General features: G+C 61.6%; 18 protein-coding genes, 4 tRNA genes and 1 riboswitch. Of the genes, 11 read left to right on the top strand and 11 right to left on the bottom strand.

Going from position 1 to position 16,978, the window contains the following annotated elements; all coding sequences use genetic code 11:
• Positions 1-9: 9 nt before the first annotated feature.
• Positions 10-1,428 carry a DUF2336 domain-containing protein gene (locus AFIDRAFT_RS18020; RefSeq protein ID WP_009341094.1) on the top strand — a complete coding sequence of 473 codons (1,419 nt, stop codon included), beginning with the start codon at positions 10-12 and terminating at the stop codon, positions 1,426-1,428.
• Between the two features lie 84 nt (positions 1,429-1,512).
• On the opposite strand, the gene AFIDRAFT_RS18015 is transcribed toward AFIDRAFT_RS18020, so the two are convergent.
• The 3 genes from AFIDRAFT_RS18015 to AFIDRAFT_RS18005 all read right to left on the bottom strand — a co-directional run bounded on the left by AFIDRAFT_RS18015 (position 1,513) and on the right by AFIDRAFT_RS18005 (position 3,526).
• A complete protein-coding gene (locus AFIDRAFT_RS18015) occupies positions 1,513-2,094 on the bottom strand; it encodes an Hpt domain-containing protein (protein WP_009341093.1) in 582 nt (193 codons plus the stop codon).
• 5 nt (positions 2,095-2,099) lie between these two features.
• A complete protein-coding gene (locus tag AFIDRAFT_RS18010) occupies positions 2,100-2,645 on the bottom strand; it encodes a response regulator (RefSeq protein ID WP_009341092.1) in 546 nt (181 codons plus the stop codon).
• A gap of 101 nt (positions 2,646-2,746) precedes the next feature.
• Positions 2,747-3,526, bottom strand: a complete 780-nt coding sequence (locus tag AFIDRAFT_RS18005; RefSeq protein WP_009341091.1) for an NAD kinase — start codon at positions 3,524-3,526, stop codon at positions 2,747-2,749.
• A gap of 310 nt (positions 3,527-3,836) precedes the next feature.
• Between AFIDRAFT_RS18005 and AFIDRAFT_RS18000 the strand changes: the two genes are divergently transcribed.
• On the top strand, positions 3,837-4,061 hold the full coding sequence (locus AFIDRAFT_RS18000; RefSeq protein WP_009341090.1) for a His-rich protein BRANT: 225 nt from the start codon (positions 3,837-3,839) through the stop codon (positions 4,059-4,061).
• An 89-nt stretch (positions 4,062-4,150) separates the two neighbouring features.
• On the opposite strand, the gene AFIDRAFT_RS17995 is transcribed toward AFIDRAFT_RS18000, so the two are convergent.
• Complete coding sequence (locus AFIDRAFT_RS17995; RefSeq protein ID WP_040298686.1) at positions 4,151-6,259, bottom strand: TonB-dependent receptor domain-containing protein; 2,109 nt, start codon at positions 6,257-6,259, stop codon at positions 4,151-4,153.
• A 169-nt stretch (positions 6,260-6,428) separates the two neighbouring features.
• A riboswitch (cobalamin riboswitch) is annotated at positions 6,429-6,666 on the bottom strand.
• A 32-nt stretch (positions 6,667-6,698) separates the two neighbouring features.
• Here AFIDRAFT_RS17995 and AFIDRAFT_RS17990 point away from each other — a divergent pair.
• Together AFIDRAFT_RS17990 and AFIDRAFT_RS17985 are read left to right on the top strand one after the other, a co-directional pair.
• Positions 6,699-7,187 carry a hypothetical protein gene (locus AFIDRAFT_RS17990; protein ID WP_040298685.1) on the top strand — a complete coding sequence of 163 codons (489 nt, stop codon included), beginning with the start codon at positions 6,699-6,701 and terminating at the stop codon, positions 7,185-7,187.
• Positions 7,188-7,195: 8 nt separating this feature from the next.
• Entirely contained in the window at positions 7,196-7,672 is a 477-nt protein-coding gene (locus tag AFIDRAFT_RS17985) for a TspO/MBR family protein (RefSeq protein WP_009341087.1), read from the top strand.
• Positions 7,673-7,934: 262 nt separating this feature from the next.
• Here the strand turns inward: AFIDRAFT_RS17985 and AFIDRAFT_RS17975 are convergent, their stop codons facing one another.
• Positions 7,935-8,135: a hypothetical protein gene (locus AFIDRAFT_RS17975; RefSeq protein WP_009341086.1), complete on the bottom strand. Its 201-nt coding sequence runs from the start codon at positions 8,133-8,135 to the stop codon at positions 7,935-7,937.
• 214 nt (positions 8,136-8,349) lie between these two features.
• Here AFIDRAFT_RS17975 and AFIDRAFT_RS17970 point away from each other — a divergent pair.
• From AFIDRAFT_RS17970 to AFIDRAFT_RS17960, 3 genes are all read left to right on the top strand, one after another.
• Positions 8,350-8,424, top strand: a tRNA-Thr gene (locus AFIDRAFT_RS17970).
• 299 nt (positions 8,425-8,723) lie between these two features.
• The gene (locus tag AFIDRAFT_RS17965; RefSeq protein WP_009341085.1) at positions 8,724-9,152 is read left to right on the top strand and encodes a hypothetical protein; all 429 of its coding nucleotides are present in this window, start codon (positions 8,724-8,726) and stop codon (positions 9,150-9,152) included.
• Positions 9,153-9,183: 31 nt separating this feature from the next.
• Positions 9,184-9,735 (top strand): hypothetical protein, encoded by a 552-nt coding sequence (locus AFIDRAFT_RS17960; protein WP_009341084.1) that lies wholly within the window; start codon positions 9,184-9,186, stop codon positions 9,733-9,735.
• 89 nt (positions 9,736-9,824) lie between these two features.
• On the opposite strand, the gene rlmB is transcribed toward AFIDRAFT_RS17960, so the two are convergent.
• From rlmB to AFIDRAFT_RS17940, 4 genes are all read right to left on the bottom strand, one after another.
• Positions 9,825-10,643 (bottom strand): 23S rRNA (guanosine(2251)-2'-O)-methyltransferase RlmB, encoded by an 819-nt coding sequence (gene rlmB / locus AFIDRAFT_RS17955; protein ID WP_009341083.1) that lies wholly within the window; start codon positions 10,641-10,643, stop codon positions 9,825-9,827.
• Positions 10,644-10,847: 204 nt separating this feature from the next.
• Positions 10,848-10,933 (bottom strand) — tRNA-Tyr (locus tag AFIDRAFT_RS17950).
• Positions 10,934-11,152: 219 nt separating this feature from the next.
• Positions 11,153-11,226: transfer RNA gene (locus AFIDRAFT_RS17945), tRNA-Gly, on the bottom strand.
• A 94-nt stretch (positions 11,227-11,320) separates the two neighbouring features.
• On the bottom strand, positions 11,321-11,653 hold the full coding sequence (locus AFIDRAFT_RS17940; RefSeq protein WP_009341082.1) for a potassium channel family protein: 333 nt from the start codon (positions 11,651-11,653) through the stop codon (positions 11,321-11,323).
• Positions 11,654-11,966: 313 nt separating this feature from the next.
• On the opposite strand from AFIDRAFT_RS17940, the gene AFIDRAFT_RS17930 reads away from it, so the two are divergent.
• Positions 11,967-12,224, top strand: a complete 258-nt coding sequence (locus tag AFIDRAFT_RS17930) for a GlsB/YeaQ/YmgE family stress response membrane protein (protein ID WP_009341081.1) — start codon at positions 11,967-11,969, stop codon at positions 12,222-12,224.
• 58 nt (positions 12,225-12,282) lie between these two features.
• Here AFIDRAFT_RS17930 and AFIDRAFT_RS17925 read toward each other — a convergent pair whose 3' ends face one another.
• Positions 12,283-13,077 carry an SDR family NAD(P)-dependent oxidoreductase gene (locus AFIDRAFT_RS17925; RefSeq protein ID WP_009341080.1) on the bottom strand — a complete coding sequence of 265 codons (795 nt, stop codon included), beginning with the start codon at positions 13,075-13,077 and terminating at the stop codon, positions 12,283-12,285.
• 106 nt (positions 13,078-13,183) lie between these two features.
• Between AFIDRAFT_RS17925 and AFIDRAFT_RS17920 the strand changes: the two genes are divergently transcribed.
• On the top strand, positions 13,184-14,122 hold the full coding sequence (locus tag AFIDRAFT_RS17920; protein WP_009341079.1) for a GlxA family transcriptional regulator: 939 nt from the start codon (positions 13,184-13,186) through the stop codon (positions 14,120-14,122).
• Positions 14,123-14,134: 12 nt separating this feature from the next.
• On the opposite strand, the gene AFIDRAFT_RS17915 is transcribed toward AFIDRAFT_RS17920, so the two are convergent.
• Entirely contained in the window at positions 14,135-15,820 is a 1,686-nt protein-coding gene (locus AFIDRAFT_RS17915) for a sensor histidine kinase (RefSeq protein WP_040298682.1), read from the bottom strand.
• Between the two features lie 179 nt (positions 15,821-15,999).
• Between AFIDRAFT_RS17915 and AFIDRAFT_RS17910 the strand changes: the two genes are divergently transcribed.
• Positions 16,000-16,075, top strand: a tRNA-Trp gene (locus AFIDRAFT_RS17910).
• A 158-nt stretch (positions 16,076-16,233) separates the two neighbouring features.
• Entirely contained in the window at positions 16,234-16,968 is a 735-nt protein-coding gene (locus AFIDRAFT_RS17905; RefSeq protein WP_009341076.1) for a metallophosphoesterase family protein, read from the top strand.
• The last annotated feature ends 10 nt before the right edge of the window (positions 16,969-16,978 follow it).

The following is a 16,978-nucleotide window of genomic DNA, read 5'->3' as shown; positions in this document are numbered from 1 at the left end:
GGAACACCCATGATCGTTCGGCAGTTTATCAGTTGGGTTCGTACCGCTCCCGTCGGGGAGCGCGCTGAGGCGACACGGGCATTGGCCCGCGCCTGGCTCATTTCAGATTTATCGCAGGACGATCGCATCGCCGCCGAAGGCGCGCTGCTGATGCTGCTCGACGATGCCTCGCCGCTGGTGCGGCAGGCGATGTCGGAGGTGTTCGCGGCCGAGGCCGATGCGCCGCCCGCCATCGTCGCGGCACTCGCGGCTGACCAGCCCGATATCGCATTGCCCGTTCTCGAATTCTCGCCGCTGCTGATCGATGCCGATCTGGTCGATCTCGTCGCCACCGGTTGCCCGCAGGTGCAGTGCGCGGTGGCGCGGCGCGCGGAGTTGCCGGTGTCGGTGGCTGCCGCGCTCGCGGAAGTCGGCGATGCGGCGGCGGTGCTCGAACTGATTGAAAATCCCGGCGTGACGCTGGCGCCGTTCTCGCTGGAGCGGATCGTCGAGCGCCATGGCGATCTCGCCGTGATCCGCGAACAGCTTTTGCAGCGTGAGAATTTGCCTGCGTCGGTGCGCCTTGCGCTGGCGGCCAAGGTGTCGGCGACGCTGGCCCGCTTTGCCGCAGCGCGCGACTGGATCACGCCAGACCGCGCCAGCCGCCTTGCGGCGGAAGCGACGGAACGCTCGCTGCTCGATATCGCAAGCCTGTCGCAGGGCGAGGAGCTGGCAAATCTCATCCATCATCTGCGCGAAAGCGGCCAGCTCAACGCAGGCCTCGTGCTGCGCGCGCTGTTGTCGGGCAACGCCGGTCTGTTTGAGGCAGCGCTTGTCGAGCTGAGCGGCCTGCCGCCGCGTCGTGTCGCCGCGTTGGCCTATGGCCGCGGGGCAGGGCTGGACGCGCTGCTGACGAAGGCGGGTTTCCCGGCCTCGACCGTTCCGGCATTCCGCGCCGCGGTCGCGGCGATCCTGGAAATTGGCTTCGTCGATACGCAGGACGGTATTGTGCGGTTGCAACGCCGCATGGTCGAGCGTGTGTTGACGCAATGCGAGAGCGAAGTAACGTCGGCGCACGATCCGCTGCTGGTGCTGCTGCGGCGCTTCGCGGTCGAGGCAGCGCGCGAGGATGCTCGGCTGTTCTGCGATGAGACGGCGACACAGATCGACGCCCAGCGGTTCGTGCAGATGATCGAGGATGCGGCGCCTGTCGAAGACGATTGTAGTTACGACGAGATGATGGCCGAGGATGACGAGGACATCGTCTTCGTGGATTCTCCGCCGCTTGCGCCGCGTTTGGATGACGAAAACGAATTCAGCTATGAAAGCGAATTCGACGACTATGCGCCGCTGGACGAGAATTATGCCGCCTCGAATGACGAATATGCGGTGATCGAGGGACTGGACGCCGAGATTGCCCAGATCGTCCGCGAGCGCATCGCGGCCTAAAGCAACATCGTGCTTCATATAAACATGCAAAAGCGCCGCTGTTGAGCGGCGCTTTTTGTTTGCCGGTGAGGAAGTGGGGGGCGTTTAGTCCGCTGGTACGATGCTCGGCGCCAGCACGGCCTCGAGGTGTTCGGGGCGGTCGCGATTGGCCTCAATCAGGAATTCGTCGGCCAGTTTGCGCAAACGGACGCTCAGTTCATCCGCCGTGTCTTTTTTCGAACTGCTCTTCGGCAGTTCGCGCACGATGGCCTGAATGGCGTGAACATGATGGGCGATCAGGTCCGACGGCACCGTAGTGAGTTCGGGCGCATGTTCGAGAATGCGGCAGAGGCTTTCGGCGGCGACCGCCGCCTTGGGATAGCCGAACGTGGTGGCATCGCCCTTGATGTCATGGGCTGCGCGGAACAGCTCTTCCCGGTTCTGGCTGGTGAAACCATCCTTCGCCACCACTTCGAACGCGTGCGCGAGGCGGGCGCATTCCTCGTCCATCCAGCTCTTGAATTCACCGGACAGGCCGGCGAGTGCCTCCTCGGCGCGCGCGATCGGGTCGTCGGTGTCGCGATCATCCGCATGGCGCACGAATTTGCGCAACGGATTCGGCTGGGTGATGACCTGATGGGCTTCGAAGGTTTCGACCTTGAGGCTGCCGGTTTTGTCTTTGGCCATGGCCGCTATCCGGGGCTGCGGGCTTTATCCAACAGCGAGGGTTGCTGCAGGATTTCGGCCTTGCCGCCGTTGCGGCGGTCGAGACCGATATAGGTATTGGAGGTGTTGCGCCGCCGGTCCGGACCAAAATAGCTCTTGGTGCGGATGAAGGGCCGGGGGGATGCCACCACGTTCAGGATACGCTGGTAGAGCCCCTTGGCGGAGATCGGCTTGGCGAGGAATTCGGTGACGCCCGCGTCACGCGCGGTCATGACGCGACGCTTCTCCGAATGGCCGGTGAGCATGATGATCGGCGCATACGGATTGCCGACGCCGTCCGGCTGGCGGATCATCTGCGCGAGTTCGAGCCCGTCGAAAATCGGCATCGACCAGTCGGTGATGACGATGTCGGGGACATAATGGCTGTACATTTCAAGCGCGGTGGCGCCGTCTTCGGCTTCATAGACTTCGCGTGCGCCGAACGAGTGCAACAGCGTACGCAGAATACGCCGCATATGCGCGTTGTCGTCGCAGACGAGAAACCGCAGTTTGTTGAAGTCGATGCGGAACATGCACAGCCACGTAGAGGGACGCCGATATGGGAAAAGTCTAGGCTGGCGGCCGTTAACGCCCGGTTAAGCATAAACGCGCAGTCCGAGGCATCTGCCTGCGGTTAAACGCCGAACTGCTCACTCAGGATACGCTCTTCCAGGCTGTGGCCGGGGTCGAACAGCATGCGGATCGAGATGCTCTTGTCGGTCAGCACCTCGACGCGGGTGACGTAGCGCACTTCATTATGGTCGGCGACCGCGGCCACCGGACGCCGCTCGTCCTCCAGCACCTCGATGGTGATGTGGGCGGAGCTTGCGAGCAGGGCGCCGCGCCATCGCCGTGGGCGGAAGGCGTTGATCGGCGTCAGCGCCAAAAGGTTTGCCGTGATGGGAATGATCGGTCCCTGCGCCGAATAGTTATAGGCGGTCGAACCGGCCGGCGTGGCAACGAGAATGCCGTCCGAAATCAGTTCGGGCATCCGCACCTGCTCGTCGATCAGGATGCGCAGCCGCGCGGCCTGATAGATCTGGCGAAACAAGGCGACTTCGTTGATGGCGTGGTGCACATGCACTTCACCTGCGGCGTCAGTCGCGCGCATCAAAAGCGGATTGATGACGGTCAGCCGCGCGGCATTCAGGCGTTCGATCAGCCCGTGGCGGCTGTATTCGTTCATCAGGAAGCCGACGGTGCCGCGATGCATGCCGTAGATCGGCGTACCGGAGCGCATCCGCTCATGCAGCGTGCGCAGCATCAGCCCGTCGCCGCCGAGCGCCACCACGACATCGGCATCCTCGACTTCGCGATTGCCGTAGTCCGACGACAATTGCGCCAGCGCGCGCTGGGCTTCCAGCACCGGGCTCGCGACAAAGGCAATGCGTTGGTATTTGCTCTCGACGGTCATGAAGGCTGGTTAACCCCGTAGGGCGCAGGCCGGATTGGCGTGAATTCCTCAAGTGTATCCGGTCTTTGCCTCCTGCGGTACTGGGGGAAATGTGCTCCGTCCGCGACCCTTTAACAGCGTTAACGCCGCAAGATGGCTCGCTCGCAGGCGCGGACGGGACGAAATCGACATTAACAAGATGTCATGCAGATGAACAGAAACCGTTTGGCGGCTTCAGTTTGAGTTCAGTGCGCGCGGCTCATCATCGGGCCACGATCACCGCTTCGGCCATTCGGCCCATTGCGCTCTGATCCCGAAACAGGAGTTTGCCATGTTGAAGATCATTTCAGCCGCCATTGTTGCCGCCTCGGTGATGGTTGCGCCGGCGATGGCCGCGACCGTGATCAAGACGCAAAAAACGATCACCCATTCTCAGGTTCTGAAGCCGTCGGTGGCGAATGCCAACGCCCACATGGTGAAGAAGCATCATCGTCACCATGTGCGTCCGCATCACCACACCAAGCGCGTGGTCGTGAAGCATCGTCATCATGGTTGATTGACGACAGCGGCGCGGCTTGCCCCGGCTGCGTCCGCTGAATTGAGAGCCGGTTCGTGGATTCCCCCGTCCACGGACCGGCTTTGTTTTTAGTTCGTCACGAACCGCAGGCCGCCATAGACGCCGATGCCGGTTTTCTCGAAGCCGAGCGGATTTTGGTAATGGCGATCGAGCACGTTATCGATGCGTCCGAACACCGACCAGTTCTGATCGACTTTGTAGTTCGCCGCGAGGTTGAGGAGCTGATAGCCAGGCGCGCGCACAGTGGCCCCTGTTGCGTCAGCGTCGCTCCACGAACTGATCCAAAGCGCGGTCGCCGTCAGCGTCAGTTTGTCGGTTGCCGCCCATTTGGCTTGCGCGCTCCACTTATGGGCCGGACGACGTTTTAACGCGATGTGCTTGGTGTCGTCCGTGGCAATCGTGTGGGTGTAGTCGCCGCGAAGCGTGAGGGACTCTGTGAGTGCGAACGAGGTGAAGGCTTCGAGGCCGTGGGTCGTCGCGAGTGCGACGTTTTCGTATGAAAAGAGCGTCGGGTCGGTCGGGACTGGCTGGAAGCTCTCAATGAGATTGTTGAAGCTGTTATGATACCAGGTGCCGCCAAACTGTAAGCGCTTGTTGAACAGGGCTTGCTCGAAGCCGTAATCGTAGCCTTTGCTTTCCTCCGGCTTCAGGTTGAGGTTCGAGACGACGCCGAAAGCAGGGTTGGTTGAATACAATTGATCGATTGAGGGCGCGTGAAAGCCGGTGCCATAGCTTGCCTTGAGCTTGGTGCCGGTTTCCGGAATGACGATCGCCGGCGCAACACGGAACGTGTCGTGCCCGCCAAAATGATCGTTCTGGTCATGACGCACGTTTGACACGATAAAAAGCCGGTCGAAGAAATTGGATTGCAATTCGGCATAGCTGCCGAGGTTTTGAATCGAGCCGGCAGCCACGGGAATGTTGAAGACGGCCTGGTCGATGCGCCCCCGTTCGGTTTCATGCTCCACGCCGGTGACAAGCGTCTGTCCCCTCACAAGCGCAAGATCGCTTCTCCAGTACACTTTCGCACGATCGCCATGGTAGCTGCTGTTTGGGGTGTCTGATCCATAAAACGGAGGACCATAAGGGTCGGTCGTGTTCCGCTGAACGTCGGTGTAGGTCACGCCGACATGGTTGTTGAAGCGCCCGTCGAGTAATTTGAATACGCCCTCAACGAGGCCGTTGAACTGCTTGCTGTCGGACCGGGACTGGATCGGGTTGGGGACGGTTGCAAACGTCACCGGATTGAAACCATCGCTCTCCGTATACCGAAGGTGAGCATCCGTGTAGCGGGCGACGGCATTGACCGAGAACATCTCGGAGAAGTCGTGGCTGACTTTGCCGTGGAAGGTCAGGTTGTCATAGAAGTCGTTGTTGCGCTTCTGCCCTGGAGGCAGGCTGGAGAGTGGTACGACCGGTGTTGAGTCAACCCGCATGTGCGATGTGGTGAAAGCATAGCGTGTGTCGCTGGTCGAACCGCTGACCGAGGTTGCCTGATTGAACGTCCCGAACGATCCACCTTCGAGCAGCGTGGACCATTGCGGCGCGCCATTGCCGGTCTTGGTTGTCATTGAGATGACGCCGCCCATCGCGTCCGATCCGTACAGGCCACCCTGCGGGCCGCGAAGAACTTCGACCTGTTCGAGGCCGAATGTCGTCAGCGGACCGAAATCGAACGCGCGATTGGGACTCGATGGATCGCTCACGTCGATGCCGTCGATGAGGACCTTGGTGTGATAGGAGTTTGCGCCGCGGATGAAAACGGATGTCAGTCCGCCCGGAGCATTAGGTGCAACATTGAGACCGGGAACGGTCTGGAGCAGATCCGGCACGGTTCGCCGCTGTGTGTCCTGAATATCCTTTGCCGTGATCACGGTGATCGAGCTGGCAATCTGGCTGACCGGAGTAGGGATCGTGGTCGGCGAGGTCACGAGGTTGTTCGGCAGATTGGCGGAAGCGGCAGATGCTTCGGCAGGCTTCGGCTTCGCATCCACGCGCTTCCTATTTTTCGGTAGATGCTGGTTCGGCTTCTTCGGCGCAGGGCTGACCTGAATTGCAGGCAGCGGCGGTTCGGCTGGCTCGGCGTGCGCGGATGGAATGAAAGCTGCGCTCGCCAGCAATGCTGAGAGCAAAGCAGGCGAGATGCGCCTGCGCGAGGATGATTGATGTAATGTCACGTTCGGCCCCCACCGAAATCTTGCAGGCGGAGAACGATCAGGCTTCCAGGCGCATGATATGAAAGCGAGGCTTCACATCGGGACTGGAGAAGGCCAGAGGCATGTCTCCGCAACGGTTCATGTCATGTCACCGCTGCGGAAGCCGCTCCTTCGCACGCCCCGCGCGACGGATGGATGACCGGCGCAGGCAGGTCTCCTGGCTCGCGGATCGTCGCTGCTGTCCGCCTTCCCAAGCCGGCATGGGCCGTGCTCAGTGGCATGATGGACAGCGGCTCACCGCTGACAGTTGCGGGGGCAGCTTCGGAATTGCCGCGCCGGAGAAGGTGTGCGAAATATGCCCTCAGCGCGACGGCACCGAATTCCCTATTACGCCGGCTTGCGCCGGCACCTGTACCGTGCCCGCAATCAAGCGGGGTGGCGGTGTCGTGTCAACGCCACAATGTCCGAGAATCTCTGCGCGATGGACTTCCCCGATCTGCGTTGCAAATGGGAGACAGCGGCACGCCGCGCAGTGCGTCGCGCCATGCCGCTATTGACCATCGTTCTGATGCTTGGCGGGTGCGCGTTCGGCAGCGCGGATTACGATGGCGTCACTTATACCGCTGACCGCGGCGTCAGCGATCAGCCGTTTCCCAAGAATTATCGCCCCCAACTGCTCGCATTCCTGCACACATATCTGAACGATCCAACCGACGTGCGCAGCGCGGCGATCGCGGAGCCGATGCAGCGCGAAGTCGGCGGACGGCAGCGTTACGTTACCTGCCTGCGCTACAGCGCCAAGAATCTCGAGGGCAGCTATACGCCGGTGAAGGAGCGTGCGGTGGTCTACATCGACGGCCGTCTCGACCGCCTGATCGAGAAGCCGGGCGAAATCTGCGCGGGGGCGAACTATGCTCCGTTTCCCGAGTTGGAGAAGCTAACACGGTGAGGCCTGCGATGCAGTTCCGGACGACGACTCGGCTTGCGGCCTGTCTGGTGCTGTGCCTCGGCATCGCCGCCGTGCAGGGCATCGTGACGCGGCCGCAGATCGCGGGTTGGTACAATGAACTGGCGAAGCCGTCATGGACGCCGCCAGCGTCTCTTTTCCCGATCGTCTGGACAGCACTCTACAGCCTGATGGCGGTGGCGCTGTGGCGGTTGTGGGAGAAGGCCGCGCCATCATCGGCGCGCAACTGGGCGATCGCGCTGTTTCTCATTCAACTGGCACTCAACGCGGCATGGTCACCGCTGTTTTTCAGCGCGCATGCGACGCGCGCGGCGCTGATCGATATCGTGCTGTTGCTTGCCGCAATCGCTCTGACGATGGTGGCGAGCGTACGGGTGGATCGTATCGCGGCGTGGTTGCTGGCGCCGTATCTCGCATGGGTCGCCTATGCGGCGACACTCAATGGCGGCATCGTCTGGATGAATTGAGAGGAATGCTCTGTTCCGAGAATCGGCAGACGGACTCGGAACCGGTTTTTCCGCAAGACACCCGCGAAAAAACAAAGCATGGGACTCTTCCCCCGAATCTCCTTCAAATCCCGGCAGCGACTGGGGCGATTCTCGCCCCTCAGACTGCCGAGCGAACAGCCATGATGGATCGTGCCCTTACACTCGCCTTGACCGTTGCGGTGGTCGCGAACACGCTCTGCCTGTGGTCGTATATGTAACGCAGGCGCCGAGGCGGGGTGCCTCAGTTGAGGTAGCCTTGATTCGCGGCTTCGATGCGGGTTGAGATATCGACGTAATGCTTCAACTGGGAGTTTTCGGTTTCGAGGTGCTCATTGGCGATCAGGAGCGCGCGCACGGCGCTGCGCAGGTTGCCGTCGCAGCTCGCAATGGTCTCGTCGATCAGCACATCATAACGGTCGGCCGGAAATTCTGAAGACGCCATCAGGTTACTCCCTCTCTACGCGGTGAGCTGTCGATAACTCCCAAGTCGGACACCCATGAGGCGGTTCGGCACATCCTTACCTTTTGCCCGCAATTCACAGCGCACCTGTGGAAGGCTTGTGTATGAGGGCCTCCCGGGCCGGTTCCGGAAGGGAGACATGCCTGCCGGGGCGGTCTTGTCCGGCTCGCCCGGCGCTGATAGCTGTTGGCCCGTTGCCGGCGTAGCACAGCGGTAGTGCAGCGGTTTTGTAAACCGAAGGTCGGGAGTTCGATCCTCTCCGCCGGCACCATTCAGAACGGTTCGTGCTGTTCGACGTTGCCCGTCACGGCCTCGCGTTCTGTGATCCGTACGCCAGCGGGAATGTCGCAAACGGGGCCGAAGTTAAGCCCGGCGGCTGTGCAGGGGCCTGCGTCCGCTGCATTTGCCTTTCGTTAACCGCTGATCTTATTCGTATTTTAGTTCCCGGTTGCTGCAATTGAACGCGACATCATGCTTGCGCGTTAGCCTTACCGCGCGATTGCGCCTGCCTCTTAACTTATGGCGGCCATGGCTGAATTAGGATTGAAGCGAATTCGGAAGGTTGTTCTGATGCGTATCGTCGTCTCGCTCGCAGTTCTGGTCGGCAGCACAGTGCTTGCATTTGCGGATAGCGGTGGCGTGATCGCCGTTCCGGGCAAGCCCGGCGTCCCGGTCATGATCAACGGGCGCGATGCGACGTACGCCATGGTCGAAGGCGACTGGGGGCTCTCGCGTGGCGTCCATGTGCAGCCGACGGTCTATGGCGGCTGGGATTATTACGAAGGCCCGCCCGTCGGCCACTACTATCCTTCGCTCGGCCGCCGTCCGGGTTATGGCCGCCTTGAGATTCAACCCTCGGCGAACCGCAAATTACCGCAGCCTGCGGAAAGTTATCATCAGTCATGGTCGGCGCAGTCGGCACCTCCGCAACAGACCGTGCCAGCCTATCCGCCGCCGGTCATTGTCGCGCCGGAAGTCACCCCACGCTTCAGACATTAAGACACAATAAATAACCGACAGGAGAGTGCGTATGCGTTTCAAGGTTCTGGGTCTCGCCGCGATGATCGGGGCGATGGTCAGCGCCGTTCCGGCGATGGCCTGCTACAACGGTTGCGGCGGCGGTTTGTTTACGTCGGGCGCAACGGCCTATGGCTGCGGTTATGTCGCGAGCGGTTGCGGTGTGACGTTCCGCGAGCAGTTGCCGAACCTCGATGCCGGCCCGCAGTACTACTACGTCAACCAGGGGCCGACCTATACCGGTCCGGGCGACATCGCGCCGGTGCCGACCTATCAGGAGCGCTCGGTGTCGGGCTGGGCGGCTTACAGCCGGCCGTATTACTACGGCTACAATGGCGGCCCGTACGCGCACGCTTCGCATCACTACTATGACGGTGCCTATATCCAGGGTCCGCGTGTGTACAGCTACCGCTGGCGTCACCATCATCGCGCGCGTTACCAGCGCACGAATGTCCGCCAGCACAATCGTGGCGTGAAGCCGCGCACCCATTACTACTACACGGGACATCCGGCCGGTGAGAAGGTCGTGCGCGGCAACGCTCACGCGCATCCGAACAAGATGTAATCCATCGATCGTGGCTGATCTGGTTTCGCTCCTCTTCGCGTGATGCGGAGGGGAGCGAAATGTTTTTGGCAGTTACTTGATCAAGCCAGTTATTTCATCAACCCAAGCCGCGACGCGCCGATATAGAGCGCAAGCGCGGTGGCGTTGGAGACGTTCAGACTCTTGATCTCGCCCGGCATGTCGAGCCGCGCGACTGTGCCGCAGGTCTCCCGCGTCAACTGCCGCAGGCCTTTGCCTTCGGCGCCGAGCACGAGCGCGAGGGGCGCGCGCAATTCCGTCTCGGCAAGGTTGGTGCTGCCTTCGCTGTCGAGCCCGACGGTGAGGAAGCCGTGCTCCTTCATCTCGGTGAGCGCGCGGGCCAGATTCTGCACGATCACCACCGGCACCAGTTCCAGCGCGCCGGAGGCGGATTTCGCCAGCACGCCGGTGGCCTCCGGGCTGTGGCGCGCCGTCGTCACCACCGCCTTCACGGCGAACGCCGCCGCCGAGCGCAGGATCGCGCCGACATTGTGCGGATCGGTGATCTGGTCGAGCACCAGCACGATGCCGTCCTGCGGCAGTTCGGAAATATCGAGCGCGGGCAGGGGATCGGCTTCCGCGAGCAGGCCCTGATGCACGGCGTCCGGGCCGAGTCGCTGGTCGATCACGCTCGGGCGCACGACTTCCGGCGTCAGCTTCTTAAGATCGATGTTTTCGTCCTGAAGGCGGCGCAGCGCGTTTTCCGTGACGAACAGCTTGCGGATCTTCCGCTTCGGGTTAGCCAGCGCCAGGGTGACGGTGTGCCAGCCATAGAGAATCGCGGGGCCGTCGCGGTCTTCCCGGTTCCGCCGATGAGGCGGTCCGCCGCGTCCGCGCGGCGGCGTGCGGTTCGAGCCCTTGAAGCGGGAGGATGGATCGCGGCTGGCCATGGCGCGCTTGTCTCACGAGGGTTCCTGCAAGGCAATCGGCAAGCCGATAGTGTGATGCTGAGGAGTACAGACGTTTTGCGGGAACATGCGCAGAAGGGACAGTAAGGGGGTTGCACGCATGCAACCCTTTCGTCGGTCAAAGGGGTCGCATGGAGCCCAACAAAAACGCTCGCGGAAATTTATTTTCCGCGAGCGTTTTCAGTATGGTGGGGGAAGAAGGACTCGAACCTTCGAAGCCATACGGCGGCTGATTTACAGTCAGCTCCCTTTGCCACTCGGGACACTCCCCCGGTAGTTCAGTGTCATTGGATCGCTCCGCCGCGAAGCGGTCAGATGGCCCACAATGACGTTGAAAAGCGTGCCCGTTCACGGACAACCGGTCGGCGGCGTTTATGGGGGAAGCGGCGGGGGAAAGTCAACCAAGGCGACAGGTTATTTCCCAGAGTCTGAATCTTTAAAAATCCAGCGTTAACCGGAAGATCGCTCAACTTTTCCAAGCCATGTGCGATTGGAGCGGGTGAAGGGAATCGAACCCTCGTATTCAGCTTGGAAGGCTGCTGCTCTACCATTGAGCTACACCCGCGCTGGTGATGAACTAGCACGGCTGCAGACGGGCCTCAACAGCCGCCGCGAAAACTCAACCATTTGAAGTTAAAGCAATTTGGGATGACGGCGCATCAATCTGTTTCGTTCGATGCCTCATCCCGGAACGATGTCAGGCGAGAGATGAACGCCAGCATCAGGCCTATTCCCACCAGTGAAAACGCCATGGCGAATATCTTCGTCACCGCGACGCTTGGCGCCAGATTGGCGTCGCCCACGGTCGTGAGCGACACTACGCTGAAATAGGCCGCATCAAGCCAGGACCACCCCTCCACGGATCGAAACACCAATGTTCCGATCAGGGTGGCGACGATCAGTAGAAACATGATGGCCCTGAATTCCGGGTCGCGAAGGCCGCGCCGGAATCCAAGGAACAACAAGACCAGGCCCGTTATCAGCGACTTCATGCGGCTGGCTCGCGAATGAATATTCGAGCATTGCCTTCGATTCGGATCGCGCGCGCAACCGCGTATTGGCGTTGTCAGCGCCTAAAAATCGCGGCCAATAATTGTCGCGCTGGTGTTGCCCAGTGTGCCGGGATCAAATGCCGGGGAAGCCTTGCCCGCGGCATTGCCGCCAAGGGAACCTGCAGCAATCGTCACGGGGCCGTGACGCAGTTGTATGCATTCTTGGCTGTGGACCGGCAGGTACGGAGAATTGCCAAGGCCGATCCATCGGCAAAAGCTCGGATTCTCGTTCACACACTGAAGGAGCATGGCAATGCAAGGCGCTGAAATTGGTTGGATTGCGGCCATCATCGTTGGCGGTCTGGCCGGCTGGTTTGCCGAGATGTTTATGAAGACCGGCACCGGCATCCTGATGAATATCGTGCTCGGCATTGTCGGCGCGGCGGTGGCGAATTTTCTCTTGGGATTGTTCGGCATCGCGCTGGGCGGATGGATCGGTTATCTCATCGCCGGTTTCATCGGTGCCTGCATCCTGATCTTCGTCTGGCGCGCGATCCGCGGACGAGCGTGACGTTTCATGATCTGACGGCGCCTGCACTTCACGACGCCGCCAGATCGGTCTGTAGCCCCTAAGCCGCGTACCGCTTTGCCGGCTCTTTGCCGGAGAGATTCGGCATCAGCTTCTGGCGTGCCGCTTCATACACTTCCAGATCCGCATTGTCGGGCAGTGCGGGAATGGTGGCGAATTCATTCTGGTCGAGACCAGACAACGCGGCATCGACCATGCGCTCCGCCGGCATCACCCATTCGCTGGGTACGTTCTCGAGCGGCAGTCCCGAAACATCCCAGAAGTCCGTGGCTGTTGCGCCGGGCAGCACGGCCTGAACGCGGATGTTCTTATCCTGAAGTTCGTGGCGGAGTGACTGACTGAAGGCGAGAACGAAAGCCTTCGATGCGCCATAGACTCCGTTGAGCAATTCCGGCGCAATAGCGACGACCGAAGCTATGTTGATGATCGTGCCGCCGCCGCGAGCGACGAAGCCGGGCACGGCGGCATAGGTGAGCCGTGTCAGCGCGGTGGCATTGAGGTTGATCATCTCCTCCATTTTGTCGATGTCGGAATCGAGTAGCGGCGCGGTGGCGCCGATGCCAGCGTTGTTCACCAGCAGGGTGATGCTGGCGTCGGTCCGCAACAGGTTCTCGATTCGCCGCAGGTCGTCTTTTTTGCCGAGATCGGCGGTCACGACCTCGACAGCGCGGCCAGTCGCGGCGCCGATCTTGCTGGCGAGGGCATTCAGTTTGTCGCGCCGGCGCGCGACCAGAATGAGATTGTAGCCGCGGCGGCTGAGGCGTTCCGCGTAGATCGCACCAATGCCGGATGATGCGCCAGTAATGAGTGCAGTGCCTTTTGCTGAAAGTGCCATGATACGTCTCCTGTTGATCCAATCCGTGTCTTCCCGAATTGGATACCTACTTTTCGGGACGTCTTAAATGTCATATAAACACCTTTTCAGGACATAGGTGGCTCCCATGCACGAGGTTGCGCTGGCGATATTCCCCGGCTTTCAGGCGATGGGGTTTGCTGTGGTGTCTGCGTTTGAAGTGGCCAACATGACGTTGGGCAAACCGGCCTATCGGCTGACCTTGCTGTCGGAGAATGGTGGGCCCGTGCGCTCTTCAGCCGGCTTCTGTATCGAGACCGAAGCGTTCGGCGACGAGACGTTCGATACCGTCGTGATCGGCGCGGGCGCGCAAATCGAACCTGTCACCCCCGCTATGGCGGAATTCGTCCGGCGCTCGATGGGGACGGCGCGCAGAGTGGCCGCGCCCTGCATTGGCGCATTTGTCCTGGCGGAGGCCGGAGTACTCGATGGTCGCCGCGCCACGACGCACTGGGCTTTCGCGCAAGAGCTTCGGCAACGATATCCCGCGATCACGGTCGAGGAAGATCGCATCTACATCGTGGACGGGCCGGTGTGGACCTCGGCTGGAATGACGGCCGGCATCGACCTTGCGCTCGCCATGATCGAGAAGGATCACGGTGCGGAGGTGGCGCGGTCAGTGGCCCGCAAGCTCGTCGTCTATCATCGCCGTACGGGAGGCCAGTCGCAGTTTTCGACGTTGCTTGAACTCGCGCCGAAATCAGACCGCATCCAGAGCGCGCTCGACTACGCCAAGAGCCATCTTGGGAACGTATTGTCGGTCGAGGAACTTGCGCAGGCCGCGCATCTCAGTCCCCGGCAATTCAGCCGCGCATTCCGCGCCGAGACCGGACAGTCTCCGGCGAAGGCCGTCGAGCATCTGCGCGTTGAGGCCGCGCGTCTGATGATGGAGGAGGGCCGTCATTCGATGGATGTGATTGCAAACGAGACGGGCTTTGCCGATCGCGAACGGATGCGCCGGGCTTTCCTGCGTGTGCTCGGACAGCCGCCGCAATCGATCCGCCGTCACGCGCGCGCTGCGGCGTGAGATGCGTGGCGCTCAGGAGTCCTGCTCCGGTGTGGCGTCCGGGCGCGTCACGAGGCGGATGTCGCAGACGATGCCGGACACGGCATAGTGCACCTCATATCCGCCGCCCAGTTGCCGCGTCAGGCTGGTGATGAGACGGGTGCCAAAGCCTTCTTGCTCCGGCGCTTTCACCGGCGGTCCGCCGCGCTCGCTCCAGGTCAGGCTGATGAGGTTACCGATCTCGTTCGGCTCCTTGGTCCAGCGCAGCTCGACATGACCGGTATCGTTGGAGAGCGCGCCATATTTCATCGAGTTGGTGCACAACTCATGAAAGATCATGGCGATCGGCACCACAATGGCCGAGCGTAAATCCACCGGCGGTCCTGACAGCGTGAAACGATGCGCGAGATCTTCGCGCGCAGGCGCGAGGGCTGCTTCCGCAACCTCGCGCAGATCGGCGTGCTGCCAGTTGTGTCGCGTCAGAAGGTCGTGGCTGCGCACCAGCGCCTGCAGCCGTTCCTGAAAATTGCGCAGTGCCTCCGGCCCCTGATTGGTGCGGAAGCTCATGGAGGCGATGGATTGCACGGTGGCGAGCGTGTTCTTGACCCGGTGCGCGAGTTCGTGGACGAGAATTTCGCGCCGCGCCTCGGATTCCTCACGCTCTTCCTCACGCCGTGCGTTTTCGTCCATCAGGCTGTCGAAGGTCTGGCCGAGCATGCCGATCTCGTCGTTGCGCCCGTCGAGCCGGTTGCGAACGCCATCATGTCCCCGCCGCCAGCTTTCCGCCGTGGCGACCATCTGCATCAGGGGGCGGCGGATGATGCCCTCGCCGACGAGCCATGCCAGCAGGAAGGCAGCCGTGCTGCCGAGCACGAACAAGAGAACGCTGCTGCGGAGCGCGCGGTCGATCGGTCCCAGCGCTTCCGCGCGCGCGATGCCGCTCGACACATAGAGTCCGAACGATGTGTAGGGCGCGGGTATGTAGCCGAGGATGCGGTCGGTCCCGTCGCGGCTGCGGACGTCCGCCGTGCCGGGCAGAGCCGAGAGCAGGTACATGTATTGCGTCGGAAAGCTCGTGCCGATGAATTTTTCCGGATTGGGTTCGCGCGCGACGATGATGCCGTTGCGGTCCGCCACGGTCACGGCGCTCCCGGGCGCGAGTCCCCGTTCGCGCAATTGCCGGCCGAGCCATTCGAGATTGACGCCGGCGCCGACGACGAAATCGATGTGGTCGCCGGTCACGGCCGGCAGCGCGACCGGAACGATGCGGCGGCCGGACAAACGGCTCATGGTGTAATCGCCGACGGAAAACTCGCGCGTGGTCAGGGCCTCGCGGAAATAATAGCGGTCGCTGAGATTGACGGCGGGAACGCTGCCTTCACTGAAGCAGCGGGGTTCTCCGTTTGGCTCGACGATGACGATGGAGGTCAGCGGCGGCAATTTGGTCCGCACACGTGCCAAATATTGCTGGCAGGCGGCGAAGTCGCCGCTGCGAACTTCCGACGCCTGGCCGGTCGTGTGCAGAACGCCCTTGATGCCCTCGAAGATCTGCTCGAGCTCCGACACGGCGAAGTGCGCGTTGCGCAAAGCCTCCGCATTCACCTCCTGATAGCGGGAGTCGCGCAGATCGAGCGAGGAGTAGATCAGGGCGGCGAGGCCCGGCAGGCAGGCGACCAGCACCAGCGACAGGAGGCGGTAGACCAAGGACATGCGGCGCATGGAGGAAAAGCGTCTCAAGCCGCGGTTCCTGATTTCGCGAAGGGCCTCATGGACCGGATTTATTAAGGAAGCAGGGGCAGGGCGAGTCAAGCTGCGTTATCCGCCGGAAAAGGCGTCGGAAATATCCGGCGAGAAGGGCGTGACGAACGCAAAGCGGTCGGCTATAGAAAGCCGCCTGTAGGGGTGTAGCTCAGTTGGTAGAGCATCGGTCTCCAAAACCGAGGGTCGCAGGTTCGAGTCCTGCCGCCCCTGCCAGTATCGGACATGCAGATTCAGACATGCAGCGGCATTGATCTGCATCGATCTCCCGCCAAACGATGCGGGATTTTTTATGCCTCAAGCCGGGTTGATATCTGCGTCGCAGGAATTCTTTATACGGTTTACTGGCCGGCCAGCGGACCGGGAAAATTGTCATGACGGTTTCAGCCCAGCCCATTCCTTCCGGATTTCGCGCGCCTGAGGGTGTGCGCATCTACGCGATCGGCGACATCCACGGCTGTGCGGGTCCGCTGCGGGATAAGCTCGCCGCGATCGATGCCGATCTTGCCGCGCGCTCTGGCGTTGAGGCGCTGAGAATCTTCATTGGCGACTACATTGATCGCGGTCCGGATTCGCGCGGTGTGGTCGATACGCTGATCGAACTTAGCCGCCGGGAGCGCTGCATCTTCCTGCGCGGCAATCACGAGGCCTATGTGCTGGATTTCCCGCACAATCCGAAGATCATGCCGATCTGGGGCGGGCTTGGCGGACGTGAGACGCTGGCGTCCTACGGTATTGCGTCTTCACCGGCGCCGGATGCGACCGAAGCCCTGCATCTCGCCAATGCGCTTGAGCGCGCAGTGCCGGGCAGCCACCGCGATTTCTATCGCAATCTCGTTTTGTCCTATGCGGCGGGCGACCTGTATTTCGTCCACGCCGGGGTCCGGCCGGGCATTCCACTGGAGGCGCAATCGGCGGTGGACCGGACCTGGATCCGGCATGAGTTTCTTGACCATGAGGGGCTGTTTGAGAAGCTCATCATCCATGGCCACACCCCGGCGCCGGAACCGGAAATCAGGCCGAACCGCATCAATATCGATACGCGGGCCTTCTCCTCCGGCCGCCTGACTTGCATCTGGCTGGAGGGCGGGCAATTCGGCTTTGTCTGAAATATGAGGC

This window comes from Afipia sp. 1NLS2 (assembly GCF_000178995.1).
Classification (GTDB): Bacteria; Pseudomonadota; Alphaproteobacteria; order Rhizobiales; family Xanthobacteraceae; genus Afipia.
The sequence above is the reverse complement of the archived record's forward strand: the minus strand, read 5'-3'. Positions and strand labels throughout refer to the sequence as shown.